Raw genomic sequence first — 25,065 nt, 5'->3', positions numbered from 1 at the left:
GGGCACGGCTCCCGCACATACGAGAAGGCCGGGCTCCCCTCGCTGAGGGGAGCCCGGCCTTCCGCGTTTCACACGCTCCGGCGGGTCAGTGGGCGACCGGCACGAACGCCGCGAGGTCCGCGGCGAGCTCCTCGTGGACCCGCGCCTTGAGCAGCGTGCCCTCCGGGGTGTGCTCCTCGGAGATCACCTCGCCCTCGGCGTGCACCCGGGAGACGAGTCCGCCCTGGGTGTAGGGCACGAGTGCCTCGATCTCCACGGACGGCCGCGGGAGCTCGGCGTCGATGAGCGCGAGCAGCTCGTCGATCCCGGCACCGGTCCTCGCCGACACGGCGATCGCGTACTTCTCGGTGCGCAGCAGGCGCTGGAGCACGAGCGGGTCCGCCGCGTCCGCCTTGTTGATCACGACGATCTCGCGGACGTCGACCGCGCCGACCTCCCGGATCACCTGGCGCACGGCGGCGAGCTGCTCCTCCGGGACCGGGTGCGCGCCGTCGACCACGTGCAGGATCAGGTCGGACTCGCCGACCTCCTCCATGGTGGAGCGGAACGCCTCGACCAGGTGGTGGGGCAGATGCCGTACGAAGCCGACGGTGTCGGCCAGGGTGTAGAGCCGGCCGCTCGGGGTCTCGGCCCGCCGCACGGTCGGGTCCAGCGTGGCGAACAGGGCGTTCTCCACGAGGACACCGGCGCCGGTGAGCCTGTTGAGCAGGGAGGACTTGCCGGCGTTGGTGTATCCGGCGATCGCGACCGAGGGCACCTTGTTGCGCTTGCGTTCCTGGCGCTTGAGGTCGCGGCCGGTCTTCATCTCCGCGATCTCCCGGCGCATCTTCGCCATCTTCTCGCGGATCCGGCGCCGGTCCGTCTCGATCTTGGTCTCACCGGGGCCACGCGTCGCCATGCCGCCACCGCCGCTGGAACCGCCGCCGCCCATCTGCCGGGACAGTGACTGACCCCAGCCGCGCAGGCGCGGCAGCATGTACTGCATCTGTGCCAGCGAGACCTGCGCCTTGCCCTCACGGGACTTGGCGTGCTGGGCGAAGATGTCGAGGATCAGGGCGGTCCTGTCGACCACCTTGACCTTGACGACGTCCTCCAGGTGGATCAGCTGGCCGGGGCTGAGCTCACCGTCGCAGACGACGGTGTCAGCCCCGGACTCGAGGACGATGTCACGGAGCTCCAGCGCCTTGCCCGAGCCGATGTAGGTGGCCGCGTCGGGCTTGTCGCGCCGCTGGAAGACGGCGTCGAGCACCTGGGCGCCCGCCGTCTCGGCGAGTGCCGCGAGCTCCGCGAGGGAGATCTCCGCGTCGTGGACCGTCCCGGAGGTCCAGACACCGACGAGCACCACGCGCTCCAGGCGCAGCTGCCGGTACTCGACCTCGGTGACGTCCTCGAGCTCGGTGGAGAGGCCGGCGACACGGCGGAGCGCCGCACGCTCGGAACGGTCGAACTGCTCGCCGTCCCGCTCTCCGTCGATCTCGTGGCTCCAGGCGACGTCCTCTTCCATCAGGGCGTCGGCCCGAAGGCTCTCGGTGAGGCTCTCGGAGACGGGTTCCGTGGCGCTCTGCGCGTCCTGCGCGTCCTGGGGAAGGGAGGAAGAGGAGGTCATTGGATCCTTACGTCGATAGAAGTCCGTTACGTCAGTCACAACGCGTGACCCTGCCGGATGATTCCCAGGGACGGGATCCACCGGCCGGCCGCCGTGCCGACGCGTCGATAGTGGCATGTCCCCGCCCGCCCAGTCACTCCGGTTTCGGTGCGCGGGCGGGGCTCTGCGGGACGGCCGTGGCGCGCGGGGCCTCGCTGCGCCAGTCCGGGTGCCCCGGCATGGGCGGGGTCTTCTTCGCGTACAGCCAGCCGTCGAAGAACGCCGTCAGGTCCCGTCCCGCGATCCCGGACGCCAGGTCGGTGAACTGCCGGGTGGTCGCCGATCCGTCCCGGTGGACGCTCACCCAGGTCCGCTCCAGGCGGTCGAACGCGGCCCTCCCGATCTCCTCGCGGAGCGCGTACAGGATGAGGGCGCTGCCGTCGTACACGACCGGCCTGAACAGGCTGATCTTGTGGTCGGGGCTCGGTACGTCGGGGCGGGCGGGCGGGCCTCCGGCGGCGCGCCAGGTGTCGGAGCGCGCGTAGGCCTCGCGCATCCGCCGCTCCATCGGCTTCTTCGCGTGCTCCTCGGCGTAGAGGGCCTCGTACCAGGTGGCGTGCCCCTCGTTGAGCCAGAGGTCGGACCAGGTCCGCGGCGAGACGCTGTTGCCGAACCACTGGTGGGCGAGTTCGTGGACCATGACCGATTCGACGTACCACTCGGGGTAACCGGTCCCGGTGAACATGGAGCGTTCGAAGAGCGAGAGCGTCTGGGTCTCCAGCTCGAAGCCCGTCTCGGTGTCGGCGACGAGCAGTCCGTACGTCTCGAACGGGTAGGGCCCTACCTGCTTCTCCATCCAGGCGAGCTGGTCCGGGGTCTTGCGCAGCCAGGGTTCCAGCTTCGCGCGGTCGGCCGCGGGCACGACGTCGCGGACCGGCAGGCCGTTCGGACCGGTGCGCCGCAGGACGGCCGAGCGCCCGATGGAGACCTGTGCGAGCTCGGTCGCCATGGGGTGGCTGGTGCGGTAGGTCCAGGTGGTCGTGGCCGCGTGTTCGCGCTTTTCGGCGAGGAGGCCGCCCGCCACGACGGTGAGGGCCTTCGGCGCGGTCACCCGGAAGGTGAAGTACGCCTTGTCGGCGGGGTGGTCGTTGCCGGGGAAGACCCGGTGCGCCGCGTCGGCCTGGTTGGCCATCGCGAGTCCGTCCGCGGTCGGCACCCAGCCGCCGTTGGCCTGGTCCCCCGTGGGATCGCTCGTGTGCCGGACGGTGATCCGTACGGGCGCGCCGGCCGGGAGCGCTGTGGGGGCGTCGACGACCAGGTCCTCTCCGGCGGCGGCGAACTCCGAGTCGGCTCCGTCGACCTCGACGGAGCTGACGGTGCCCCGGGCGAAGTCGAGGTTGATCCGCTCCAGGGGCTCGGTCGTCCGCGCGTCGATCGTGGTGACGGCGTCGAGGGGCTTGGTGTTGCTGCCCTTGTAGGTGAGCGAGACGTCGTAGGCGAGGACGTCGTAGCCGGGGTTGCCGAGATGGGGGAAGAGCCGGTCGCCGATGCCGAGCGGCTCGGGTGCGGGCAGGGACGCGGCGACGAGGGTGACCGACGCGGTGGCCAGCAGTGCGGCGCGCAGTCGGCGGGAGGTGAGCGGCATGGACTACGGCTACCAGCGCGCACCGCCCCCGCGGAGGTGGCGCGCGCCGCACCCACCCGAACGAGGTCTCCGACGGGCGGCAGGAAGAGGCAGGTCAGCCGGTGGCGGCCGGCTGCTGGGCGCGGCTCACGTCGTAGACGCCGGGCACGTCACGCATCGCCCGCATGAGGCCGGGCAGTCCCGCGGCGTCCGGGAGCTGGAGCGTGTAGGTGTGCCGGACCCGCTGTTCGCTGGGCGGTTCGACGGTGGCGGCGACGATGGCGGCCTCCGCTGTCGCGATGGCCTCCGTGAGGTCGGCGAGCAGCCGGGGGCGTCCGAAGGACTCGGCGACGAGGGTGACCCGGTAGTCGGCGGTGCCGCTCCACTCACCCGGGTCGTTCCAGCGGGCGCCGACGGCCGCCCGGCCGAGTGCGCGCATCCGGGCCACCGCGGGACACTCCTCGCGGTGCACGGTGACGGCACCGCCGCGCACCGTGAACCCGACGATGGCGTCGGGCGGGACGGGGGTGCAGCAGCCGGCGAGCCGGACCGGTGCGCCCGGGGTGTCCACGTCCACGCTCGGCGTCCTGCCGCCCGGCCTGCCCCGGCCGTTGGCCGCTTCCTCGGACGGCTGGGCAGCCTGCGGCCGTTCCGCGTCGGGCCGGCCCCCGTGGGCCCCCTGCGCGCCGTCCGGATGGGCGTCGAGCCACGCCGTGATCGCGATCCGTGCAGCGGGGGTACGGACATGGTCGAGCCACTCGGGCGAGGGGCCGGAGGAGGCGTCCTGGGCGAGGAGCAGCTGCACGGTGTCGCCGTCGTTCAGCACGGTGCTGAGGGTGGCCAGCCGGCCGTTGACGCGGGCGCCGATGCTGCCGTGCGCCTCTTCGCCGTACTGCGCGTACGCGGCGTCGGCGCAGCTGGCGCCGGCGGGCAGGCCCAAGGTCCCGCCGTCGGTCCGGAAGACGGTGATCTCCCGGTCCTGCGCGAGGTCGGCGCGCAGCGTGGTCCAAAAAGTGTCGGAGTCGGTGGCCGATTCCTGCCAGTCCAGGAGGCGGGAGAGCCAGCCGGGCCTGGTCGGGTCGGCGCGCTCGCCGTCGGCCGGTTCGGCCTGGTGGGCGGCGTTGGTGCCGTCCTGGGTGTAGGGATTGCCGAGCGCCACGACGCCCGCCTCGGCGACCTTGTGCATCCGGTGCGTGCGGATGAGGACTTCGGCGACCGCGCCCTCGGGGCCGACGACGGCGGTGTGCAGCGACTGGTAGAGGTTGAACTTGGGGGCCGCGATGAAGTCCTTGAACTCGGAGATCACCGGCGTGAAGCACGTGTGCAGTTCGCCCAGGACGGCGTAGCAGTCGGCGTCCTCGCCGACCAGCACCAGCAGCCGTCCGAAGTCGGTGCCGCGCATCTCGCCGCGTTTGATCCTCACCCGGTGCACCGAGACGAAGTGGCGCGGTCTGATGAGGACTTCGGCGCTGATGCCGGCTTCACGGAGGGTCGACCTGACGCCCTCGGCGATCTCCGTGAGGGGGTCCTGGGCGTCGGCCCACGCGGTGATCAGCGCCTGGGTGCGTTCGTACTCCTGGGGGTGGAGGATCGCGAAGACGAGATCCTCCAGCTCCGTCTTGAGCGCCTGCACACCGAGGCGTTCGGCTAGCGGGATGAGTACGTCACGGGTGACCTTGGCGATCCTGGCCTGCTTCTCGGGACGCATGACACCGAGGGTTCGCATGTTGTGCAGCCGGTCGGCGAGCTTGATGGACATCACCCGGACGTCGTTGCCGGTGGCGACGAGCATCTTGCGGAAGGTCTCGGGCTCGGCGGCGGCTCCGTAGTCGACCTTCTCGAGCTTGGTGACCCCGTCGACCAGATAGCAGACCTCGTCGCCGAACTGCTCCCGCACCTGATCGAGCGTCACGTCCGTGTCCTCGACCGTGTCGTGGAGGAGCGAGGCGGTCAGGGTCGTCGTCTCCGCGCCGAGTTCGGCGAGGATGAGGGTCACCGCGAGCGGATGGGTGATGTAGGGCTCGCCGCTCTTGCGCATCTGGCCGCGGTGGGAGGACTCGGCCAGGACGTAGGCCCGGCGCAGGATGTCCAGGTCGGCGTCGGGGTGGTGCGCCCTGTGGGCCTCCGCGACATGCCCGATGGCGTCGGGCAGCCGGTCACGGGAGACCGGCCCGAGCAGGGCGACACGGCCCAGCCTGCGCAGATCGATCCGTGGACGACCGCGCTTGCGAAGGGGAGCACCTGGATTGGTGGCCTCTGCGCTCATGGGGCACCTCCGGCAACGTCGACCGGCGGTGGAGAGGTGCGGGTACACCTCCGGGCCGGTGCTTGATGCTATCGACCCCACCACGTGGCGCAGTCCCGCTCTCGCCCAGCGTGAAACGGATCACCCATTCGAGCGAAGCTCTAACCGATCATCGTTTCGAGCCAGGAGGGGTCGATCACGCCTTCGGCGACGATCACTGCGGGTCCCGTCATGTCGATCCCGCCGTCCGGGTATTCGGTGATCACCAGGGTGCCTCCGGGGAGGTCCACGGTGTACGTGGCGGGGGCGCCGGTCAGGGCCGGGTCCAGGCCGTCCCTGCGGGCGGCGGCGACGGCCACGGCGCAGGCGCCGGTGCCGCAGGAGCGGGTCTCGCCGGAGCCGCGCTCATGGACGCGCATCGCGACATGGCGGGGTCCGCGGTCCGCGACGAACTCGATGTTGACGCCGTCCGGGTAGACGGACGCCGGGCTGAACGGCGGTACGGAGAAGAGGTTCCCGGCGTGGTCCAGGTCCTCGACGAAGGCGACGGCGTGCGGATTGCCCATGTTCACGTTGCGGGCGGCCCAGCTGCGGCCGTCCACCGAGACCGTGACGCCGTCCTCGGGCAGCACCGCGCGGCCCATGGAGACGGTGATGTCGCCGTTCTTCGCGAGGTGGACCCGCTTGATCCCGCCCCGGGTCGCGACGGCCAGATCACCCTCGGCGACGAGTCCGGCGCGCTGGAGGTAGTGGGCGAAGACACGCACGCCGTTGCCGCACATCTCGGCGGCGGAGCCGTCCCCGTTGCGGTAGTCCATGAACCACTCGGCCTCGCCCGCCATGTGCTGGGCGTCGGGGTGCGCGGCGGACCGCACGACGTGCAGCAGCCCGTCGCCACCGATGCCCGCCCGGCGGTCGCAGAGCCGGGCGACGACGGAAACGGGCAGGTCGACGGCGTTGTCCGGGTCGGGAACGATCACGAAGTCGTTCTCGGTGCCATGACCCTTGAGGAAGGCGATCTGCGAAGTGCTCACGTGCCAACTGTACGAGGCCCCGCCGACAGTCCGCCGGACCGGCCCCCGGGGGCGCCTCAGCGCAGCCGGGCCACGCGCCAGACGGCCAGGGCCACGAGTACGGCGCAGAGCGCCACGTACAGCGCGATCACGCGCCAGTCGGGGCGTTCGCCCGCTCCCTTGTCCGGCAGGCCGGGCCAGGTGTGGCCGACGCGGCGCGCGGCCATCATGCCCCAGCCCGCGGCGCAGGAGCTGATCAGCAGTCCCAGCATCGCCACGACGGCACCGCCGTCGCCGAACTCGAAGGCGAGCGGGAAGGCGAACATCAGGGAGCCGAGCGCCGCCAGCACCACGATGGGCGCGAGCTGCCAGATGCGCAGCCGACGGGCGGGGCGGAGCTCGACCTCGACCTCGGGGGTCACGTCGTGCTCGTCGGGCCCGTCAGGACTCAGACGCCCTGCCTCGTGCCGCGTATCCGGTGCGTCTTGGTCTGTGTCGCGAGGGCCGGCCTCCATCGCCACGCGCCCTCCCAACTCGGACTCCACTGGTCGATCGATGCTCGATGATGGCACGCTCCCGGCCGCCGAAATGACGGGCTGAGCTTCCCGATGCCATCACGTGATCAGGCTGTGACCGCTCGTTCGACCAACGCCAGCGCCCGGTGCGGGAGTTCTCCCCTGTGTTCCTCGGCACCACTCAGCCACCGGACGCGCGGGTCGCGCCTGAACCACGAGTCCTGACGGCGCGCGAAGCGTTTGGTGGCGCGTACGGTCTCGGCGCGCGCCTCCTCCTGCGTGCACTCCCCCGCGAGCGCCGCGAGCACCTGCTGGTAGCCGAGCGCGCGGGAGGCGGTGCGCCCCTCGCGCAGCCCCACGGCCTCCAGCGCGCGCACCTCGTCCACGAGCCCGGCCTCCCACATCCGGTCCACCCGGGTGCTGATCCGCTCGTCGAGCTCGGGCCGTTCGACGTCCACACCGATCTGAACGGCGTCGTAGACGGGTTCCTCTCCCGGCAGGTTGGCCGTGAAGGGCTTTCCGGTGATCTCGATGACTTCCAGGGCCCGGACGATGCGGCGCCCGTTGCTGGCCAGGATGGCGCGGGCGGCCTCGGGGTCCGCCTCGGCGAGCCGGGCGTGCAGGGCGCCGGAGCCGCGCTCCGTCAGCTCCTGTTCGAGCCGGGCGCGCACCTCGGGATCCGTACCCGGGAACTCCAGCGCGTCGATCGCGCCCTTCACGTAGAGACCGGAACCGCCCACCAGGACGGGGGTCCGCCCCTCGGCCAGCAGCCGGTCGATCTCGACGCGGGCGAGCCGCTGGTACTCGGCCACGCTCGCGGCCTCGGTGACGTCCCAGATGTCCAGCAGATGGTGCGGGACGCCGTCACGCTCGGTGAGGGTCAGCTTCGCGGTGCCGATGTCCATGCCGCGGTAGAGCTGCATGGAGTCGGCGTTGACCACTTCGCCGCCGAGCTGCTGGGCGAGGAAAACTCCGAGATCGGACTTTCCGGCCGCGGTGGGGCCGACGACGGTGATGACGCGGGGGGTGGGAGCGGGTCTTCTCACCGGGACAGTCTCCCAAACTTCGGGGCGCTCCCGGACCGGCGCGGACCGGCCGGCGGGCGGCGGGTGAGGACACGGCGAGTGACGCGTGTTTGCCCTGCGACGAGTAAAATGTGATCACAGTCCCCCCAGCACGGAAGGTGACCCATGGGTTTCCTGGACAACCTGAAGGCCAAGCTGGCCCCGGCCAAGGAGAAGGTCGGCGACCTCGCGCAGCAGCACGGGGGCAAGATCGACCAGGGCCTCGACAAGGCCGCCCGCACGGTCGACCAAAAGACCAAGGGCAAGTACAGCGACAAGATCGTGTCCGGCACGCAGAAGGCCAAGGACGCGGTCGACCGCCTGGGACAGAAGAACGAGGGCGGTACGCCTCCCCCGCCGCCCGCCTCCTGATCCGGGCACCGGCGTGACCGAGGGCCGTGGAGCGTCAGCGCTCCACGGCCCTCACCCGTTCCGGTGAGAGGCCGGCCGGTGGTTCAGGACCAGGCCGCGACGACGTATCCCACGCCGTACGGCGCGTCCTCGTGCAGCAGCTTTCCGCCGAGCTCCGCCCCCTGGGCCGCGCCCGCGAGCACCTGCCAGGGCGCCCGGCCCGAGGCCTTCAGTTCGTAGGCCAGCGACGCGTCCAGGGCACTCAGCGCGGCCAGGTCGGCGTTGCCCAGCGCACGGGCCGCCTCGGCGTCGAAGTCCGCGGCACGCTCGTCCAGGTAGCCGGGCGCCTTGACCGTGCGGCAGGCACTGCCGTCGCCCATGACCAGCAGGGCGACCCGCTCCGGACCGCCCGCCAGTCCGGCTCCGGCCCGCAGACAGCGCGCGGCGTCGAGGTGCTCCCCCACGCCGAACCCCTGGACGGGGGTGCCGGCCCACCCCGCGCGCTCCAGGAGCCAGGCTCCGACGGCGAGGGACGCCGGGAGGGCCCGGTCAGGTGCGGCCCCTGCGGGCGCCTCACCCAGCCGCACGGTCAGGTCCACGCCGAACCCGGCGAAGGAGCCGGTGGAGCCCGGGGGGAACGGCCCGCTCCCGTCCGGCCCCGTCGGCCCCACCACGATCAGCAGGTCCGGTCGCGCGGCGGCGAGGACGCCGAGGGCGTCGATGCACGCGGCCCTCGCGGCGTCGAGTTCGGGCGCGGCGCCCGCGGCCACCTCGGGGACCAGGAGCGGCGGGCAGGGGCAGACGGCGGCAGCGGCAAGCATGCCGGTCAGCGTACTCAGTCGCAGCCGCAGCCCGGGGTGGCGGCGGCCGGGAGCGGCGCGGGGGCACCGATGCCGGGCAGGCCCAGCATGACTCCGGCGGGCTGCGGCGCGGCGGCGGCGGTGCGCTTCTCCCAGGCATCGCCCGAGCGGGTGTGCCGGACGCCCAGGGGCGCTCCCTCGGCGAGCAGGTGGTGCGGGGCGGCGTAGGTGATCTCGACCGTCACCACGTCCCCGGGGCGGACGTCCTGGGAGGGCTTGGTGAAGTGCACCAGGCGGTTGTCGGGGGCGCGGCCGGAGAGCCGGTGCGTGGCGCCGTCCTTGCGGCCCTCGCCCTCCGCGACCATGACCTCCAGGACGCGGCCGACCTGCTTCTTGTTCTCCTCCCAGGAGATCTCCTCCTGGAGGGCGGACAGGCGCATGTAGCGCTCCTGGACGACCTCCTTGGGGATCTGCCCCTCCATGTCGGCGGCGGGGGTCCCGGGGCGCTTGGAGTACTGGAAGGTGAAGGCGTTGGCGAAGCGGGCCTCGCGCACCGCGTGCATCGTCTGCTCGAAGTCCTCCTCGGTCTCGCCGGGGAAGCCCACGATGATGTCGGTGGAGATGGCGGCGTCCGGCATCGCGGCGCGCACCTTCTCGATGATCCCGAGGAAGCGCTCCTGGCGGTACGAGCGGCGCATGGCCTTGAGGATCGTGTCCGAGCCGGACTGCATCGGCATGTGGAGCTGCGGCATCACGTTCGGCGTCTCGGCCATCGCCGCGATCACGTCGTCCGTGAAGTCGCGCGGGTGGGGCGAGGTGAAGCGGACGCGCTCCAGGCCCTCGATCGTGCCGCAGGCCCGCAGCAGCTTGGAGAACGCCTCGCGGTCGCCGATGTCGGAGCCGTAGGCGTTCACGTTCTGGCCGAGGAGGGTGATCTCGCTGACGCCCTCGGCGACGAGCGCCTCGATCTCGGCCAGGATGTCGCCGGTGCGGCGGTCCTTCTCCTTGCCGCGCAGGGCCGGGACGATGCAGAAGGTGCAGGTGTTGTTGCAGCCGACGGAGATGGACACCCAGGCGGCGTACGCGGACTCGCGGCGGGTGGGCAGCGTGGAGGGGAAGGCCTCCAGCGACTCCGCGATCTCGACCTGTGCCTCCTCCTGGACCCGGGCGCGCTCCAGGAGCACCGGCAGCTTGCCGATGTTGTGCGTGCCGAAGACGACGTCCACCCAGGGGGCCCGCCGGACGATCGTGTCGCGGTCCTTCTGGGCGAGGCAGCCGCCGACGGCGATCTGCATCCCGGGGCGCTTCGTCTTCATCGGGGCGAGGCGGCCGAGGTTGCCGTAGAGCTTGTTGTCGGCGTTCTCGCGCACCGCGCAGGTGTTGAAGACGACGACGTCGGCGTCGCCGTCGGAGCCCTCGGGGGCGCGCACGTATCCGGCGTCCTCCAGGAGACCCGACAAGCGCTCGGAGTCGTGGACGTTCATCTGGCACCCGTAAGTGCGTACCTCGTAGCTCTTCTGGACGTCCACTGCTTCGCTCCGGTTGCCGCTGGTCATGGGACAAGGGTAGGCGGTGGCCGGAGCTCCTCGTCCGGGCTCCCTCCGTCACGCCCGGCTCCCGGGGCCCCGTCCGGCGGGCCCGCGGCCCGCGGAGGGCACCTGGCGGCCCGGGAGCGTTCAGCCCGGGGGCGTTGAACGTCGCGTTCCGGCCAGTTCATATGCTGATCGTTCCACGCTCGAAAGGTGTAACTGATGGTCCTCTCCCTCCTCCGCGGCAGGCGATCCAAGGCGGCCTCCGGTGGTGGTGGGACGAGATTCAGCTATCCCGTACCTCCCGGGGCGGGGACGGTCACCTGCGAGGTCGTCGACCCGATGGGACAGCCGCTCGGCGGCGCGGAGATCACCGTCACGGCCCAGGACTCGGCCCGGACGGCCGCGAAGGGGACCACGGACCTCTTCGGCCTGTTCGTCGCGGCCCTGCCTCCCGGCGACTACCGCCTGCTCATGACGGCCGAAGGCATGCAGCCCGCCAGCTGGACGTTCGGCATCGCCGCGGGCGAGACCCTGTCGATGGACCGTGTGCAGCTGGACGTGGCCCGGCAGCTGGAGCCCCCGGCCCCGGGCACCTGGCTCTTCGACCCGCCGCACACCGCGATCCGCTTCATCGCACGGCACGTCGGCATGGCCAACGTGCACGGGCGCTTCACCACCTTCGAGGGCGGTGTCCGGATCGCGCCCGTCATGGAGGACTCGCAGGTCGAGATACGCATCGACGCGTCGAGCATCACCACGGGCAACAAGACCAGGGACAACCACCTGCGCTCCGCAGACTTCCTGGACGTGGAGAACTTCCCGTACCTCCACTTCGCCAGCAGGCGCTTCGTGTACCGGGGCGGGAACAACTGGACCGTCCAGGGAGGGCTGACCATGCACGGGGTCAGCCGCTCCGTCTCCCTGGACACGCAGTACCTGGGCGCCGTCAACGGCGGTTACGGCGAGGAGCTGCGCTGTGCCGCGCGGGCCACCGCCGAGCTGCACCGCGAGGACTACACCCTGAACTGGCGCAACATGCTCGCCCGGGGCATCGCCATCGTCGGGCCCACGATCCAGCTGGAACTGGACATCCAGACCATGTTCCAGGGCCCCGACACCCCGACGCCCCCGGAGTGACGGAAGGGCGGGGCACCCGCGCGGCCCCGTCCGCCCGGCGCGGGCCCCCGGGCGTGTGACCTGTCCGCCCTGGCCAGCACGGGCACGCGAATGGCAGGATCGCGCCATGCCGCACGCACTGTCCCGTTTCGGGCGGCGGCGCACCCTTCAGGGGGGCGCCGCCGTCGCCGTCGTGCTCGGACTGCTGCTGTGGTGGGTGCTGCCGATCGGCGAGGAGGAGCCGAGCGGCTCCCTCACCTTCTCAACCGGCGTACGCAGCGGGGTCTACCAGCGCTACGGACAACGGCTGGAAGGCGCCCTCGCCAAGGACATGCCCAAGGTGTCGATACGGCTCCGCAACAGCGAGGGCTCCCAGCAGAACGTCGAGCGGGTCGCGACCGGGAAGGCCGACTTCACGATCGCCACCGCCGACGCCGTCGCCACGTATCTGCAGAGCGGGAAGCCCGGCGCCGAGCGGCTGCGGGGTTGCGTCCGGCTGTACGACGACTACGTCCAGCTGATCGTGCCCAGGGACTCGGGGATCCGGAAGGTCGCCGACCTGCGCGGCAAGCGGATCGGTGTGGGGCAGAAGGGGTCCGGGGTGCTGCTCGTCGCGGACCGGCTGATGAACGCGGCGGGCCTCGATCCGACCGGGGACATCACCCCCGTCCACGCCGGGATCGACACGATGCCGGAGAGGCTCGCGGACGGCCGGATCGATGCCTTCTTCTGGTCCGGCGGGCTGCCCACCGCCGCCGTCCAGGATCTCTCGGAGAAGTTCGCGATCCGGCTGGTGCCGCTGGAGGACGCGCTGATCACCGAGCTCCAGGCGGTCGGCGGGTCCACCCGCTACTACCGTTCGGCCGTGATGCCGGCCGACGCCTACGACGACGCGCAGCAGGGGCAGGCCGTGCAGACGGTCGCGGTGTCCAATCTGCTGATCACCACGGACCGCACGGACCCGCTGATGACCGAGGCCTTCACCCGCACCGTGATCGACAGCCGCGACCGGATCGGCCGTGAGGTGCACTCGGCGCAGCTGGTGGACCTCCGGACGGCGATCTACACCGATCCGCTGCCGCTGCACGACGGCGCCAGCCGCTACTACCGCTCCGCCAAGCCCTGACGGGCCCCCGGCGGCCCCTCTCAGGTGTGCGGAGCGTCGCGCGGCACCGTGACGGTCACCCGCAGGCCGTGCGGCTCGTGCGGGGCGTAGCCGATCGATCCGCCGCCCGCCGCGAGCAGGGCGCGCGAGATGGAGAGCCCGAGTCCCGATCCCTTGATGTTCTGGTGCCGGCCGCTGCGCCAGAAGCGGTCGCCGACGCGCTCCAGCTCCTTCTCGGTCAGCCCTGGGCCGCGGTCGGCGACGACGACCGTGGCGCCGGGGCCGTCGGTGCCCGCCGTCACGCGGACCTCCTCCCCTGCCGGGGTGAACTTCAGCGCGTTGTCGATGACGGCGTCCAGCGCGCTGGAGAGGGCGATGGCATCCGCCCAGCCGGTCACCGCGGGCGCTCCTTCCAGCGTCAGCCGTACGCCCTTCTCCTCGGCCAGCGGACGCCACGAGGCGACCCGTTCACCCGCGAGGGCGGCGATGTCGGTCAGCTGGAGATCGGCCGCCGCGTGTTCGGCCAGGGCGAGGTCCAGCAGGTCGTCCAGGACCTGGGCGAGCCGCTTGCCCTCCGTACGGACGGATGCGATCTCCTCGTTGCCCTCGGGGAGTTCGAGCGCGAGGAGCTCGATCCGGAGCAGGAGCGCGGCCAGGGGGTTGCGCAACTGGTGCGAGGCGTCGGCGACGAACGCGCGCTGCTGCTCCAGGACTTCTTCGACGTTGTCGGCCATCTCGTTGAACGAGCGGGCCAGGCGCCGTAGTTCCGGGGGGCCTCCGGACGCGACGACCCGGGATCTCATCCGGCCGCTCGCAATGTCGTGGGCGGCGGCGTCCAGGACCCGTACGGGCAGGAGCACCCAGCCCGTGAGGCGGAACGCGGCACCGACCGCCACCAGCATGGCCAGGCCCTCCCCGAGGGCGATGAGCAGCCAGCCGCGGAGTATGCGGGAGCGCATGTCCCCGGTGGGGGACTCGGTGACCACGACGGCGACCACGTCTCCGTCGCGTACGACCGGGGAGGCGACGACGATGCGGCCGTCCTGCCAGGGCCAGACCTGGGGCGGGTCGTGGGAGCGGCGGCCGAGCAGTGCCTCCTGGAACGCCTCGCGTCCCTCCCCCTCGACGGGCAGGGACCAGGCGGCGGGTGCCTTCGCGAGGGCCCGGTCGTCCCGGTAGAAGACGCCGGCCCTGATGCCGTACACCGAGTCGTAGGCCTCGAGTTCGGTCTGCAGGGTCCGCTGCCGCTCGTCCGTGCCCCCGGCGGGCTCGCTGACGAACTGGGCCAGCGCGCCGAAGCGCGCGGTGTCGTCGATCCGGTCGATGACGACCCGCTGCTGTTCCGCGGCGGCCACCCGCACGGCGAGGGGGAAGCCGAGGGCGAGCAGCACGGCGGCCATCAGGACGATGAGCAGGGGGAGCAGACGGGTGCGCACCGGGAGCGTACGTCCTCAGGCCGAGGGCTGGACGAGCCGGTAGCCGACTCCTCGTACGGTCTCGATCAGCGCGGGCAGCCGCAGCTTGGAGCGCAGCGACGCCACGTGCACCTCCAGCGTGCGGCCCGTTCCCTCCCAGCTGGTCCGCCACACCTCGCTGATGATCTGCTCGCGGCGGAAGACCACACCGGGGCGCTGCGCGAGCAGCGCGAGCAGGTCGAACTCCTTGCGGGTGAGCTGGACCTCCTGGCCCTCGACGCTGACCCGGCGGGTGGGCAGCTCGATCCGGACCGGGCCGAGCAGCAGGGCGGCGAGCGGGGTCTGCCCGGTGTCCTCGCCGGACGGCCTGCGCCGGGCGACGGCGTGGATGCGGGCCAGGAGCTCACCGGTGTCGTAGGGCTTCACGACGTAGTCGTCGGCGCCGAGGTTAAGGCCGTGGATGCGCGAGCGGACGTCGGACCGCGCGGTCACCATGATCACGGGGATCGCGGAGCGCTTGCGGATCTTTCCGCACACCTCGTAGCCGTCCTGGTCGGGCAGCCCGAGGTCCAGGAGCACGACCCCGAAGGGCTCCTTGTCGGCCGGCAGCAGCGCCTTCAGGGCCTCCTCGCCGCTGCGGGCGTGGACGACCTGGAAGCCGTGGCGTGCGAGCACGGCGGACAGGGCCGCCGCGACGTGGTCGTCGTCCTCAACGAGCAGCAGTCTCATGACCCCCCTCTCCGCCTCTTCTGTCGCCACCTGGTGGCTCGGACTCGTATCCCGGCTCCCGTACGTCTCCGGGGTACGGGACAGCGCCCGGGAACCGTGCGTGACCGTACACCGGTGTTCAGTCCGGCGAACCTTCCCGTACGGCGACGATTCACTTCATCCCGTACCAGGGCATCCACGCCGATGACGGGTACGCCAGTCAAGCCCCTGCCCGTTACCACCAGGTTTCCGTTACCCACCCGGTACGCCTCCGAGCGCGCCGTGGCGTCCCGTTCACGCGGTGTGTCCGGTTGCGGCCGGATCGTTATGCTCAATTTCCGCTCAGATGTAATGACGTTGGTAGCACTGCGTCACTAGGGTCCTTCCCTAACCGAGGAGGACGGAGCAAGAAGCCGATGAGCGGAGTTTCAGTGACCAAGGCCGCCGAGGATGCCGCGCCCGCGGGGGACGACCTTGTCGTACTGAGCAACGTCAACAAGCACTTCGGCGCGCTGCATGTGCTCCAGGACATCGACCTGACCATCGCCCGTGGCGAGGTCGTCGTAGTCATCGGGCCCTCCGGGTCCGGGAAGTCCACGCTGTGCCGCACGATCAACCGCTTGGAGACGATCGACTCGGGCGCGATCACGATCGACGGCAAGCCGCTGCCCGAGGAGGGCAAGGAGCTGGCCAGGCTGCGTGCCGATGTGGGCATGGTCTTCCAGTCGTTCAATCTCTTCGCCCACAAGACGGTGCTGGAGAACGTGATGCTGGGCCAGCTCAAGGTCCGCAGGACGGAGAAGAAGCTCGCCGAGGAGAAGGCGCGGGCGCTGCTCGACCGCGTGGGCGTCGGCGTCCAGGCCGACAAGTACCCGGCGCAGCTCTCCGGCGGTCAGCAGCAGCGCGTCGCCATCGCCCGCGCGCTGGCCATGGACCCCAAGGTCATGCTCTTCGACGAGCCCACGTCGGCGCTCGACCCGGAGATGATCAACGAGGTGCTGGAGGTCATGCAGCAGCTGGCCCGGGAGGGGATGACGATGGTCGTCGTCACCCACGAGATGGGCTTCGCGCGCTCGGCGGCCAACCGGGTCGTGTTCATGGCCGACGGCAAGATCGTCGAAGAGGCCACGCCGGACCACTTCTTCAGCAACCCGCGCAGCGACCGGGCCAAGGACTTCCTGTCGAAGATCCTTCACCACTGATCCCGCACAGCTGGTCACGCACCGGCTGAACACCCACATCGCGTCAACCCAGGGAAAAGAATCATGCAGCTTCGCAAGGTCACCGCCGCCTCGGCCGCCGTGCTCGCCCTCGCCCTCACCGCCACCGCCTGTGGCTCCGACGACAAGGACGACGCCTCGGGTTCCGGAGGTGGCGGCAAGATCACCATCGGCATCAAGATCGACCAGCCGGGCATCGGTCTGAAGACCCCGGACGGCAAGTTCACCGGCTTCGACGTCGATGTCGCCACCTACGTCGCCAAGGAACTCGGCTACGACGCCAAGGACATCGAGTTCAAGGAGACGAAGAGCGCCGACCGCGAGACCGCCATCTCCCGCGGTGACGTCAAGTTCATCGCCGCCTCCTACTCGATCAACGACGAGCGCCTGCAGAAGGTCGACTTCGCCGGTCCGTACCTCCTCGCCCACCAGGACATCCTGGTCCGCGCGGACGACGACACGATCAAGTCGCCCGAGGACCTGAACAACAAGAAGCTCTGCTCGGTCACCGGCTCGACCTCGGCGCAGAACGTCAAGGACAAGCTCGCCCCGAAGGCGCAGCTCCAGGAGTACGGCGGCTACTCCGAGTGCCTGACCGGCCTCGAGAACAAGGCCGTGGACGCGCTGACCACGGACGACAGCATCCTGGCCGGCTACGCCTCGCAGGACGCCAACAAGGGCAAGTTCAAGCTGGCCGGCTTCAAGATGACCAACGAGAACTACGGCATCGGCCTGAAGAAGGGCGACGCCGACCTCAAGAAGAAGATCGACGACGCGCTGACCAAGATGGTCTCGGACGGCTCGTGGCAGAAGGCCGTGGACGCGAACTTCGGTCCCGCCGGCTACAAGAACGAGGAAGCTCCGAAGATCGGCAACGTCGTCAAGTGAAGCAGGGCTGACCGGGCGCGCCGCCGCTGAACGGCGGCGCGCCGCGCCCTCCTACACGCGGAAGCACGGGAGATCGTGTTCGACTTTCTTGATGGTTATGACCTGCTGGGGGCCTTCTGGATCACGGTGAAGCTCACCGTGTTCTCCGCCCTCGGCTCCCTCATATGGGGAACGCTGCTGGCCGGCATGAGGGTCAGCCCGGTCCCTCTGATGCGCGGTTTCGCGACCGCCTACGTGAACGTGGTCCGGAACATTCCGCTGACCGTGATCATCGTCTTCGCCTCGCTGGGCCTCTTCCAGACCCTCCAGATCACGCTCGGGGGCGGTGGCGACTTCAAGGTCATCAACTTCCGGCTCGCGGTGCTCGCCTTCGTCGTCTACACCGCGTCGTTCGTGTGCGAGGCCCTTCGTTCGGGCATCAACACGGTGCCGGTCGGCCAGGCCGAGGCGGCCCGGGCACTCGGGCTCAGCTTCACCCAGGTGCTGCGACTGATCGTGCTCCCGCAGGCGTTCCGGTCCGTGGTCAACCCGCTGTCCAACGTGCTCATCGCGCTGACGAAGAACACCACCGTCGCAGCGGCGATCGGGGTCGCGGAAGCCTCGTACCTGATGAAGGAAATGATCGAGAACGAGGCCCAGCTGCTGCTGATCGCGGGTGTGTTCATCCTCGGCTTCATCATCCTGACCCTCCCGACCGGCCTCATCCTCGGCTGGGTCGCCAAGAAGGTGGCGGTGAAGCGATGAGTTCCGTCCTCTACGACGCGCAGGGGCCCCGCGCCAAGCGGCGCAACATCCTGTACACCGTTCTGTTCGTGCTGGCTGCCGCAGCGGTGCTGTGGTGGGTGTACGACGGCCTCGCCGAAAAGAACCAGCTCGACTGGGTCAAGTGGAAGCCGTTCTTCACCGACACCCAGGCCTGGGAGACGTACATCTGGCCGGGCTTCCAGAACACGATCAAGGCGGCGTTCTTCGCCCTGCTCATCGCTCTGCCGCTGGGCGCGCTGTTCGGCATCGGGCGGCTCTCGGACCACCGCTGGGTGCGCGTACCGAGCGGCGTGGTCGTGGAGTTCTTCCGCGCCATCCCCGTACTGCTCCTGATGATCATCGCCAACGCGGTCTACTCCGAGTACACCACCCTGGAACCGGACACCCGTCTGCTGTACGCGGTTGTGACGGGACTGGTCCTCTACAACGCCTCGGTCCTCGCCGAGATCGTGCGGGCCGGCATCCTGACACTCCCCCGCGGACAGTCGGACGCGGCCAAGGCGATCGGCATGCGCAAGGGCCAGACGATGGTCTTCGTGCTGCTGCCCCAGGCGGTCACGGCCATGCTCCCGGCCATCGTCAGCCAGCTCGTGGTGATCGTGAAGGACACCGCCCTCGGTGGCGCGGTGCTCAGCTTCCCGGAACTGCTCGCCTCGGTCCGGCCGATGGCAGCGAACTACGGGTCGAACACCATCGCGTGTTTCACGATCATCGCGGTGATCTACCTCGCCCTGAACTTCGCCCTGACCTCTCTCGCGAGCTGGCTGGAGCGGCGGCTCCGGCGCGGCAAGAAGAGCACCGGCGCGGTCGTCGGCGCAGCGCCCGGTGGTGGCCTCGAGATCATCGAGGCGCCTGCGACGAAAACCGGTGGCAGCGACCAGGTCTGACGTACGGTCGGAACTGGCCAGGAGCGGGGGGCGCGGCGATCACGCCGCGCCCCCCGCCACGTTCCCGGGTCACTTGACGCACGCACCCACAGTGGGTTGCATACGTTCTGTGATCCCGCCCCGAACAACCGCCGCCGCAACCCCCTCCTCCCCCTCGACCCCGACGACCGGCGCCGGAGGGATCACACCGTGGACCCGGTGATCGTCGTCGGCGCCGGGCCGGTCGGCCTGTCGCTGTCGCTGGCCCTGGCCGCCCAGGGTGTTCCCTCCGTCCTGCTCGACGAGGGACCGGGCAAGGAGGAACCCCGCCCCGCGCGCACCGTCGTACTGCGCGAGGACACCGCCGATCTGATGGAACGCCTCGGCTGTCCCGCACTGCACGACGAGGGCCTGCGCTGGGCCGGCTGGCGCTCGGTCCGCCGCAAGCAGCTGGTCCGGGCCGTGCCGCTGGGCGAGGAGGAGGGGACCGTACCGCTGCCCTCGCCGGTCCATCTGCCCCAGCACGCGCTCACCCGGGGGCTGCGGGCTGCGGTCGCCGCGCAGGACCTGGTCAGCATGGTGCCGTTCAGCAGGGTCGACACCCTGGAGCAGGACGCGCACGGGGTCACGGTGCACACCCGGGAGCCGGGATCGACCTGGTGGCGCGGGAGTTACCTCGTCGGCTGCGACGGGGCCCGGTCCACCGTGCGCAAGCTGCTGGACATCCGGTTCCCCGGCCGTACGGCGGTGGAGCGTCACGCCGTCGCCGCGCTGCGCGCCGAACTTCCCTGGCCCGGCGAGGCCGTGCTCCACCGCGCCCCGCCGTGGCGTACCGGTGGCGCCGAGGTCACCGCGCGACCGCTGCCAGACGGGGTCTGGCGGCTGGACTGGCTCCTTCCGCCGCGCGGCGAGCTGGTCACCCCCGATGCCCTGATCTCCCGGATCCGCGACACGCTCGAGGGCTGGTGCGGTGAGACACCGCCCTACGACCTGCTGGACACCGGCGTCTACACGCTCCACCACCGGCTGGCCAGGAAGTGGCGGTCCAAGCGTGCCTTCCTGGCGGGGGACGCCGCCCATCTGCTGGGCGCGCTCGGTACCCAGGGTGTGGACGAGGGACTGAGGGACGCCGAGAACCTGGCCTGGAAACTGGCGCAGGCCTGGCACCAGGGAGCCTCCGAACTGCTGCTCGACAGCTACCAGGCCGAGCGCAGGGCCGCAGTCGCCTCCAGGCTCCGCGCGGCCGACCAGTCGTTGCCGATACTGCGGGGCGGCGGGGGCCTGCGGACGCTGATGCCCGGGAGCACACGGGGGCACGACACGCTGCTGGCCGACGGGCATCTGGGATGCGGACCGCTGGGCGCACCCCCCTCGTACACGCACTCCCCCCTTTCGCCTCAAAGCGCCGATGGACACGCCGCGGTGGGGACGGCGCCCGGTGCGCCGGTCGCCGATGTGCGGGTGACGGCGCCCGACGGGACGGCGGTACGCCTGCGTGAGCGGCTGGGCCGGGGGCCCCTGCTGGTGATTCTGGTCGCACCCGGGACCGGGGTGTGGGACCGGCGGCACTGGCTGACCGCGGGCGTCATGCCCCGGCTCGTCGAAGCGGTGGACGCCCTCCCCGTGAAGGCCGAACTCCTGGTGACCGAGAGCTATCCGGGCGCCACGGCCCACACGGTCCTGCTGGTCAGGCCGGACGGGCATCTTGTCGCGGCGTTCAACGGGGTGCGCCCCGCGGAGCTCTTCGCGGCGGCCGACGCGGCGCGTGGGGGTGGCACGGACACGGCGCACGGGGACAGGGCGCGTACCACCGCGAGCTCCGACAGGACCGCGGACGTCAATTGACCGCCGCAGGCGCACATGGTGTACTCCAGATCATGACCGACACCGATGTGCGCCTGTGGCGGAGGGTCCATATGGACCTCGTCCGCTATGCGGGCTGCGTGTGTCGCCCGTCCTGCTGACTCGCTTCCTTCGGCACCCCGCGCTGTCTTCCGCGCGCTTGTGCCTCCACGCGAACTTCTCAGGACGGTCCCTGTGTCTGCACCCTCTCCTTCCCTGCCCGCGCCTGTTTCCACGCCCGTGTCCGCGTCGGCATCCGCATCCGCCGGCGGCACCGGCCCTGCGGCCGCGACCGCCGTGGACACCGCCTCGGCTGCCACGAATCCCGTCGACACCGCCTCGGCTACCGCGACCGCCGACCGTGCGGGCGCCGTCGCTCCGGCCACCGAGAGCACGGACGCCAACCGTGCGGGCGCCGATGCTCCGGCGACCGACAGCACGGGCGGCCCCGCTCCGACCGTCGCTGAACTGCTCGACTTCGTGCGGCGGACCGCTGAGAACACCGAGCTCGTCGCCTCTCTCCCGCTCGACCCGGAGGGACGCACCTGGCTCCGGCTCGAAGGTCCCGGCGGCAGCGAGGCATGGCTGATCAGCTGGCCGCCCGGCACGGGCACCGGCTGGCACGACCACGCCGAGTCGACGGGCGCGTTCACTGTCGCCACCGGCGCCCTCAGGGAACACTCGCTGGCCGCCCGGCTTCCCACTGACGGCTGGAAGACCCTCGAACTGAGCGAGGGCGTCGACCGGACCCGGCAGCTGGCGACCGGCCAGGGCAGGGCCTTCGGTAAGCACCATGTGCACGAGGTGCTGAACGAGTCCGGGCACGAACACGCCGTCTCGGTGCACGCGTACTACCCGCCGCTGCCGCAGATCCGCAGGTACAGCCGCACGGGTGCGGTGCTGCGCCTCGAGCAGACCGAGCGTCCGGAGGACTGGCAGTGAGCGGCGAGGACCGGAACCGCCCCGAGCCGGTGGGCATAGACGAACTGCTCGACCGGGTCCGGGAGGGCTACGAGCGGATCGGCCCCGAGGAGGCGGCCTCGGAGGCCGCCGAGGGTGCGCTGCTGGTCGACATCCGCTATGCGGCGCTGCGCGAGAAGGACGGCCTGATCCCCGGGGCGCTGGTCGTGGAGCGCAACGAACTGGAATGGCGGCTCGACCCTCGCGGAAGCCACCGCGCCCCGCAGGCGGTCAGCCACGATCTGCGGGTCGTGGTGATCTGCAACGAGGGTTACGCGTCGAGTCTCGCGGTCGCCTCCCTGCACCAGCTGGGACTGCACCGGGCCACGGATCTGACCGGCGGCTTCCAGGCATGGCGGGCGGCCGGACTCCCGGTCGCTCTCTGACGGGGAGCACACGGCTTCCCCTCGTTTTCCGGCAGGGAGCACGCGGCTTCCCCGCGTCGGGCGGGGTAGCGGCTGGGCCACTGGCCTGACCCAGCCGAGCACCGGCCTGACGCGGCCTGCCTGCCACCGGCCGTTCCGCAGCCACCTCCCCGAAGTCCGGCTTCCCCGCCGCCGGCCCTCCCACCGGCGGTGGTAACCGGCCCCGAATGCGCCTCCGACCCACCCGAACGCTGCTCCCCGGTGGAGCAATCGCCTCGCGCGACGGACATTCGCCTCATCACTGAGGACCGGAATGTACGGAGATGTCGCGCCGATGGAAACCGCTCAGCTCACCCCGGACCAGCTCGACGCACAAGCCTCCCAGCTGCACGCGACGGACGCCTGGCAGCGCATCGTCACAGGCTGGGACCGCACCGTCGAGGAGCCCGTCCGCCCGCCCGCCACGCCGGACGGTGAGGAATCGCCGTCCGTACCGAACGATGAGGCACCGCCGCCCGTGCTGGACGGTGAGGCGCCATCGCCCGTACTGGGCCGTGAGGCGCAGCCCGTACCCCCTGCCGACTGGCGGAATCTGCTCTCCATGCCCGTCGACCGGCTCATCGACGAGTCCTTGCGGACGCTGCCCGCACCACCGCCCCGTGAGCGTCCGCTCCCCGGGCGGCTCGGCGCCGTACTGCCCGAGCGTCTGCATGCGTGGCGCCGGATCGGGCAGCCCGATCTGCGCCCTTCCACTCATCTCGGCCATGCGCGGCGCATCCTGACCGAATGGGGCTGGCAGAACACCCCGTACCGTCTGCGCAACGCGCGGGGTGCGCGCTGCCTCTGCGGGGCCATGCTGACCGCGCACCGGCTCGGTTACGGCTCCCTGGACACCGTGGACCGGGCCGGTGCCTGGCTCATCACCGAGCTGCGCTCCCAGGGCTGGACCGGACTGATCGGCCCCTGGAACCGGGAGCCCGGCCGCACCGCGGCGGATGCCCTGGCCCTGATCGACGCCACGATCACCCGGGCGTCCCTGGCCGGGCACTGAGCCCGAACCGTCCGCCGGCGGTGGCCCCCTCCGCCACCGCCGCCGCGCGGCCGTTCACGCGCCGGTCCCACTTCGGTCCTCTCGTGCCCCGCCCCCTCGCGCCCTGTTGTCCCCCGTCCCCCGTCCCCCGTCCCCCGTTCAGAACGGCTCATCCAGCCCTTCGGTGTCCTCCCCCTCCGCCTCGAGTGCCTGACGCACCACGCGCAGGGCCATGCCCTCCCCGTATCCCTTGCGTGCGAGCATTCCGGCGAGCCTGCGCAGGCGCTTGTCGCGGTCCAGCCCCCTGGTGGAGCGGAGCTTTCGTGCCACGAGCTCCCTGGCGGTCTCCTCCTCTTGCTCGGGATCGAGCTGCCCGACCGCCTCGTCGATCACGGTCGAATCGACGCCCTTGGTACGCAGCTCCCGCACGAGGGCGCGTCGGGCCAGCCCTCTGCCGTGGTGCCGGGACTCGACCCAGGCGTCCGCGAACGCCGCGTCATCGATCAGCCCCACGTCCTCGAACCGGGACAGCACTTCCTCGGCCGCCTCGTCGGGGATCTCCCGCTTGCGCAGAGCGTCCGCCAGCTGTTTACGGGTCCGCGGGGTCCCGGTCAGCAGCCGCAGACAGATGTTCCGCGCCTGCTCGACCGGGTCTCGCGGTTCCCCCTTCTCGGCCCTCGACGAGGAGGGGGAACCGCTGCTTCTGGAACGGGAGCGGGAACGACGGCCCGCTCCCTCTCCGAACCCGGCCCCCCGACCGGGTTCGGGCGGATCCTCGGAGATCTCTGCGGCGAACTCGGGGCCGGAACCCGCACCGGTGTCGGTGTCCGGCCACTCCGTGCGACGCGTCACGGCCTAGCTCTTGGCCGCTGCGGCCTTGGCGGTCTTGGCCTTGGTCGCGGGAGCGGGCACCGACTTCGCAGCACCGTCGGCCGAGGCCCCCGCGGTGACCGCCGCATCCGCCGCGGGCTCCGCCGCCGCGTCCTCCGGACGGACTCCCACGCCGAGCTTGTCCAGGATCTTCTTCTCGATCTCGTTGGCGAGGTCGGGATTGTCCTTGAGGAAGTTGCGGGAGTTCTCCTTGCCCTGGCCGAGCTGGTCACCCTCGTAGGTGTACCAGGCACCGGCCTTGCGGACGAAGCCGTGCTCGACTCCCATGTCGATCAGGCCGCCCTCGCGGCTGATGCCCTGGCCGTAGAGGATGTCGAACTCGGCCTGCTTGAACGGCGGCGCGACCTTGTTCTTGACGACCTTGACGCGAGTGCGGTTGCCCACGGCGTCGGTGCCGTCCTTGAGCGTCTCGATCCGGCGGATGTCCAGACGCACCGAGGCGTAGAACTTCAGCGCCCGGCCACCGGTCGTGGTCTCCGGGGAGCCGAACATCACACCGATCTTCTCGCGGAGCTGGTTGATGAAGATCGCGGTGGTCTTGGACTGGTTGAGCGCGCTGGTGATCTTACGGAGCGCCTGGCTCATCAGGCGGGCCTGCAGACCCACGTGCGAGTCGCCCATCTCACCTTCGATCTCCGCACGGGGCACCAGGGCCGCGACGGAGTCGATGACGATCAGGTCCAGGGCGCCGGAGCGGACCAGCATGTCCACGATCTCCAGCGCCTGCTCGCCGTTGTCGGGCTGCGAGAGGATGAGGCTGTCGATGTCGACGCCGAGCTTCTTCGCGTACTCCGGGTCGAGAGCGTGCTCCGCGTCGATGAACGCCACCGAGCCGCCGAGCTTCTGCGCGTTCGCCACGGCGTGCAGCGTCAGCGTCGTCTTACCGGAGGACTCCGGTCCGTACACCTCCACCACGCGGCCGCGCGGGAGGCCGCCGACGCCGAGCGCGACGTCGAGCGCGGTGGACCCGGTGGGGATCACCTCGATCGGCTCGTTCGGCCGCTCACCGAGGCGCATCACCGCGCCCTTGCCGAATTGCCGTTCAATCTGTGCGAGTGCGGCGTCCAGCGCCTTCTCGCGGTCGGTTCCTGCCATGGGTTCCACCCGATTTGCTTGAGTCGATCGCTTCACGTCACAGACGCTAACCCCTGCCACTGACAATGGG

At 71.0% G+C, this 25,065-nt stretch carries 24 protein-coding genes; 12 read left to right on the top strand and 12 right to left on the bottom strand.

Going from position 1 to position 25,065, the window contains the following annotated elements:
* Positions 1 to 85: 85 nt before the first annotated feature.
* From hflX to miaA, 6 genes are all read right to left on the bottom strand, one after another.
* On the bottom strand, positions 86 to 1,606 hold the full coding sequence (hflX, locus tag AMK10_RS13990; RefSeq protein ID WP_073748103.1) for a GTPase HflX: 1,521 nt from the start codon (positions 1,604 to 1,606) through the stop codon (positions 86 to 88).
* A gap of 133 nt (positions 1,607 to 1,739) precedes the next feature.
* Entirely contained in the window at positions 1,740 to 3,230 is a 1,491-nt protein-coding gene (locus AMK10_RS13985; RefSeq protein WP_073748102.1) for a M1 family metallopeptidase, read from the bottom strand.
* Positions 3,231 to 3,324: 94 nt separating this feature from the next.
* Positions 3,325 to 5,475: a RelA/SpoT family protein gene (locus AMK10_RS13980; RefSeq protein WP_073748101.1), complete on the bottom strand. Its 2,151-nt coding sequence runs from the start codon at positions 5,473 to 5,475 to the stop codon at positions 3,325 to 3,327.
* 140 nt (positions 5,476 to 5,615) lie between these two features.
* A complete protein-coding gene (dapF, locus tag AMK10_RS13975; protein ID WP_073748100.1) occupies positions 5,616 to 6,488 on the bottom strand; it encodes a diaminopimelate epimerase in 873 nt (290 codons plus the stop codon).
* A 56-nt stretch (positions 6,489 to 6,544) separates the two neighbouring features.
* On the bottom strand, positions 6,545 to 6,982 hold the full coding sequence (locus AMK10_RS13970; RefSeq protein WP_073748099.1) for a hypothetical protein: 438 nt from the start codon (positions 6,980 to 6,982) through the stop codon (positions 6,545 to 6,547).
* A 107-nt stretch (positions 6,983 to 7,089) separates the two neighbouring features.
* Positions 7,090 to 8,028: a tRNA (adenosine(37)-N6)-dimethylallyltransferase MiaA gene (gene miaA, locus AMK10_RS13965; RefSeq protein WP_073748098.1), complete on the bottom strand. Its 939-nt coding sequence runs from the start codon at positions 8,026 to 8,028 to the stop codon at positions 7,090 to 7,092.
* 144 nt (positions 8,029 to 8,172) lie between these two features.
* Between miaA and AMK10_RS13960 the strand changes: the two genes are divergently transcribed.
* Positions 8,173 to 8,418: an antitoxin gene (locus AMK10_RS13960; protein ID WP_073748097.1), complete on the top strand. Its 246-nt coding sequence runs from the start codon at positions 8,173 to 8,175 to the stop codon at positions 8,416 to 8,418.
* 83 nt (positions 8,419 to 8,501) lie between these two features.
* On the opposite strand, the gene AMK10_RS13955 is transcribed toward AMK10_RS13960, so the two are convergent.
* Both AMK10_RS13955 and miaB read right to left on the bottom strand, forming a co-directional pair.
* Complete coding sequence (locus AMK10_RS13955; protein ID WP_073748096.1) at positions 8,502 to 9,218, bottom strand: class III extradiol dioxygenase subunit B-like domain-containing protein; 717 nt, start codon at positions 9,216 to 9,218, stop codon at positions 8,502 to 8,504.
* A 14-nt stretch (positions 9,219 to 9,232) separates the two neighbouring features.
* On the bottom strand, positions 9,233 to 10,753 hold the full coding sequence (gene miaB, locus AMK10_RS13950; protein WP_073748095.1) for a tRNA (N6-isopentenyl adenosine(37)-C2)-methylthiotransferase MiaB: 1,521 nt from the start codon (positions 10,751 to 10,753) through the stop codon (positions 9,233 to 9,235).
* Between the two features lie 195 nt (positions 10,754 to 10,948).
* Here miaB and AMK10_RS13945 point away from each other — a divergent pair, with 195 nt between their 5' ends.
* Both AMK10_RS13945 and AMK10_RS13940 read left to right on the top strand, forming a co-directional pair.
* A complete protein-coding gene (locus tag AMK10_RS13945) occupies positions 10,949 to 11,866 on the top strand; it encodes a YceI family protein (protein WP_073748094.1) in 918 nt (305 codons plus the stop codon).
* 106 nt (positions 11,867 to 11,972) lie between these two features.
* Entirely contained in the window at positions 11,973 to 12,971 is a 999-nt protein-coding gene (locus AMK10_RS13940) for a TAXI family TRAP transporter solute-binding subunit (protein WP_073748093.1), read from the top strand.
* A gap of 20 nt (positions 12,972 to 12,991) precedes the next feature.
* On the opposite strand, the gene AMK10_RS13935 is transcribed toward AMK10_RS13940, so the two are convergent.
* Both AMK10_RS13935 and AMK10_RS13930 read right to left on the bottom strand, forming a co-directional pair.
* Positions 12,992 to 14,386, bottom strand: a complete 1,395-nt coding sequence (locus AMK10_RS13935; RefSeq protein ID WP_073748092.1) for a sensor histidine kinase — start codon at positions 14,384 to 14,386, stop codon at positions 12,992 to 12,994.
* A 15-nt stretch (positions 14,387 to 14,401) separates the two neighbouring features.
* Positions 14,402 to 15,094: a response regulator transcription factor gene (locus AMK10_RS13930; protein WP_073748091.1), complete on the bottom strand. Its 693-nt coding sequence runs from the start codon at positions 15,092 to 15,094 to the stop codon at positions 14,402 to 14,404.
* Between the two features lie 395 nt (positions 15,095 to 15,489).
* Between AMK10_RS13930 and AMK10_RS13925 the strand changes: the two genes are divergently transcribed.
* From AMK10_RS13925 to AMK10_RS13890, 9 genes are all read left to right on the top strand, one after another.
* Positions 15,490 to 16,275: an amino acid ABC transporter ATP-binding protein gene (locus tag AMK10_RS13925; RefSeq protein ID WP_073748090.1), complete on the top strand. Its 786-nt coding sequence runs from the start codon at positions 15,490 to 15,492 to the stop codon at positions 16,273 to 16,275.
* A gap of 63 nt (positions 16,276 to 16,338) precedes the next feature.
* Positions 16,339 to 17,181 (top strand): glutamate ABC transporter substrate-binding protein, encoded by an 843-nt coding sequence (locus AMK10_RS13920; RefSeq protein ID WP_073748089.1) that lies wholly within the window; start codon positions 16,339 to 16,341, stop codon positions 17,179 to 17,181.
* Between the two features lie 75 nt (positions 17,182 to 17,256).
* Positions 17,257 to 17,925 carry an amino acid ABC transporter permease gene (locus AMK10_RS13915; RefSeq protein ID WP_073748088.1) on the top strand — a complete coding sequence of 223 codons (669 nt, stop codon included), beginning with the start codon at positions 17,257 to 17,259 and terminating at the stop codon, positions 17,923 to 17,925.
* Entirely contained in the window at positions 17,922 to 18,833 is a 912-nt protein-coding gene (locus tag AMK10_RS13910; protein ID WP_073748087.1) for an amino acid ABC transporter permease, read from the top strand. Before AMK10_RS13915 ends, AMK10_RS13910 begins: the two co-directional genes overlap by 4 nt.
* Positions 18,834 to 19,022: 189 nt before the next feature.
* Entirely contained in the window at positions 19,023 to 20,657 is a 1,635-nt protein-coding gene (locus AMK10_RS13905) for an FAD-dependent monooxygenase (RefSeq protein WP_073748086.1), read from the top strand.
* Positions 20,658 to 20,689: 32 nt separating this feature from the next.
* A complete protein-coding gene (locus AMK10_RS38680) occupies positions 20,690 to 20,776 on the top strand; it encodes a putative leader peptide (protein WP_311605579.1) in 87 nt (28 codons plus the stop codon).
* A 346-nt stretch (positions 20,777 to 21,122) separates the two neighbouring features.
* Positions 21,123 to 21,596, top strand: a complete 474-nt coding sequence (locus AMK10_RS38000; protein WP_241839597.1) for a cysteine dioxygenase — start codon at positions 21,123 to 21,125, stop codon at positions 21,594 to 21,596.
* Positions 21,593 to 22,000 (top strand): rhodanese-like domain-containing protein, encoded by a 408-nt coding sequence (locus AMK10_RS13895; protein WP_073748084.1) that lies wholly within the window; start codon positions 21,593 to 21,595, stop codon positions 21,998 to 22,000. The genes AMK10_RS38000 and AMK10_RS13895 overlap by 4 nt, the downstream gene beginning before the upstream one ends.
* 313 nt (positions 22,001 to 22,313) lie before the next feature.
* Positions 22,314 to 23,030 (top strand): DUF6197 family protein, encoded by a 717-nt coding sequence (locus AMK10_RS13890; RefSeq protein WP_198959704.1) that lies wholly within the window; start codon positions 22,314 to 22,316, stop codon positions 23,028 to 23,030.
* Positions 23,031 to 23,168: 138 nt separating this feature from the next.
* On the opposite strand, the gene recX is transcribed toward AMK10_RS13890, so the two are convergent.
* Together recX and recA are read right to left on the bottom strand one after the other, a co-directional pair.
* On the bottom strand, positions 23,169 to 23,861 hold the full coding sequence (gene recX / locus AMK10_RS13885; RefSeq protein ID WP_073748082.1) for a recombination regulator RecX: 693 nt from the start codon (positions 23,859 to 23,861) through the stop codon (positions 23,169 to 23,171).
* 3 nt (positions 23,862 to 23,864) lie between these two features.
* Positions 23,865 to 24,995 carry a recombinase RecA gene (gene recA, locus AMK10_RS13880; RefSeq protein ID WP_073748081.1) on the bottom strand — a complete coding sequence of 377 codons (1,131 nt, stop codon included), beginning with the start codon at positions 24,993 to 24,995 and terminating at the stop codon, positions 23,865 to 23,867.
* Positions 24,996 to 25,065 lie beyond the last annotated feature (70 nt).

It is taken from the genome of Streptomyces sp. CB02058, from assembly GCF_001905505.1.
Classification (GTDB): Bacteria; Actinomycetota; Actinomycetes; order Streptomycetales; family Streptomycetaceae; genus Streptomyces.
The sequence above is the reverse complement of the archived record's forward strand: the minus strand, read 5'-3'. Positions and strand labels throughout refer to the sequence as shown.

Bases quoted from the DNA above. Each gene is read 5' to 3' on its own strand.
- AMK10_RS13955 (WP_073748096.1), bottom strand. From the start codon at position 9,218: ATGCTTGCCGCTGCCGCCGTCTGCCCCTGCCCGCCGCTCCTGGTCCCC.
- AMK10_RS13985 (WP_073748102.1), bottom strand. From the start codon at position 3,230: ATGCCGCTCACCTCCCGCCGACTGCGCGCCGCACTGCTGGCCACCGCG.
- AMK10_RS13940 (WP_073748093.1), top strand. From the start codon at position 11,973: ATGCCGCACGCACTGTCCCGTTTCGGGCGGCGGCGCACCCTTCAGGGG.
- hflX (WP_073748103.1), bottom strand. From the start codon at position 1,606: ATGACCTCCTCTTCCTCCCTTCCCCAGGACGCGCAGGACGCGCAGAGC.
- miaB (WP_073748095.1), bottom strand. From the start codon at position 10,753: ATGACCAGCGGCAACCGGAGCGAAGCAGTGGACGTCCAGAAGAGCTAC.
- AMK10_RS13890 (WP_198959704.1), top strand. From the start codon at position 22,314: ATGGAAACCGCTCAGCTCACCCCGGACCAGCTCGACGCACAAGCCTCC.
- AMK10_RS13980 (WP_073748101.1), bottom strand. From the start codon at position 5,475: ATGAGCGCAGAGGCCACCAATCCAGGTGCTCCCCTTCGCAAGCGCGGT.
- AMK10_RS13960 (WP_073748097.1), top strand. From the start codon at position 8,173: ATGGGTTTCCTGGACAACCTGAAGGCCAAGCTGGCCCCGGCCAAGGAG.
- AMK10_RS13930 (WP_073748091.1), bottom strand. From the start codon at position 15,094: ATGAGACTGCTGCTCGTTGAGGACGACGACCACGTCGCGGCGGCCCTG.
- recA (WP_073748081.1), bottom strand. From the start codon at position 24,995: ATGGCAGGAACCGACCGCGAGAAGGCGCTGGACGCCGCACTCGCACAG.
- AMK10_RS13945 (WP_073748094.1), top strand. From the start codon at position 10,949: ATGGTCCTCTCCCTCCTCCGCGGCAGGCGATCCAAGGCGGCCTCCGGT.
- AMK10_RS13925 (WP_073748090.1), top strand. From the start codon at position 15,490: ATGAGCGGAGTTTCAGTGACCAAGGCCGCCGAGGATGCCGCGCCCGCG.
- AMK10_RS13910 (WP_073748087.1), top strand. From the start codon at position 17,922: ATGAGTTCCGTCCTCTACGACGCGCAGGGGCCCCGCGCCAAGCGGCGC.
- AMK10_RS13970 (WP_073748099.1), bottom strand. From the start codon at position 6,982: ATGGAGGCCGGCCCTCGCGACACAGACCAAGACGCACCGGATACGCGG.
- AMK10_RS13920 (WP_073748089.1), top strand. From the start codon at position 16,339: ATGCAGCTTCGCAAGGTCACCGCCGCCTCGGCCGCCGTGCTCGCCCTC.
- AMK10_RS38680 (WP_311605579.1), top strand. From the start codon at position 20,690: ATGACCGACACCGATGTGCGCCTGTGGCGGAGGGTCCATATGGACCTC.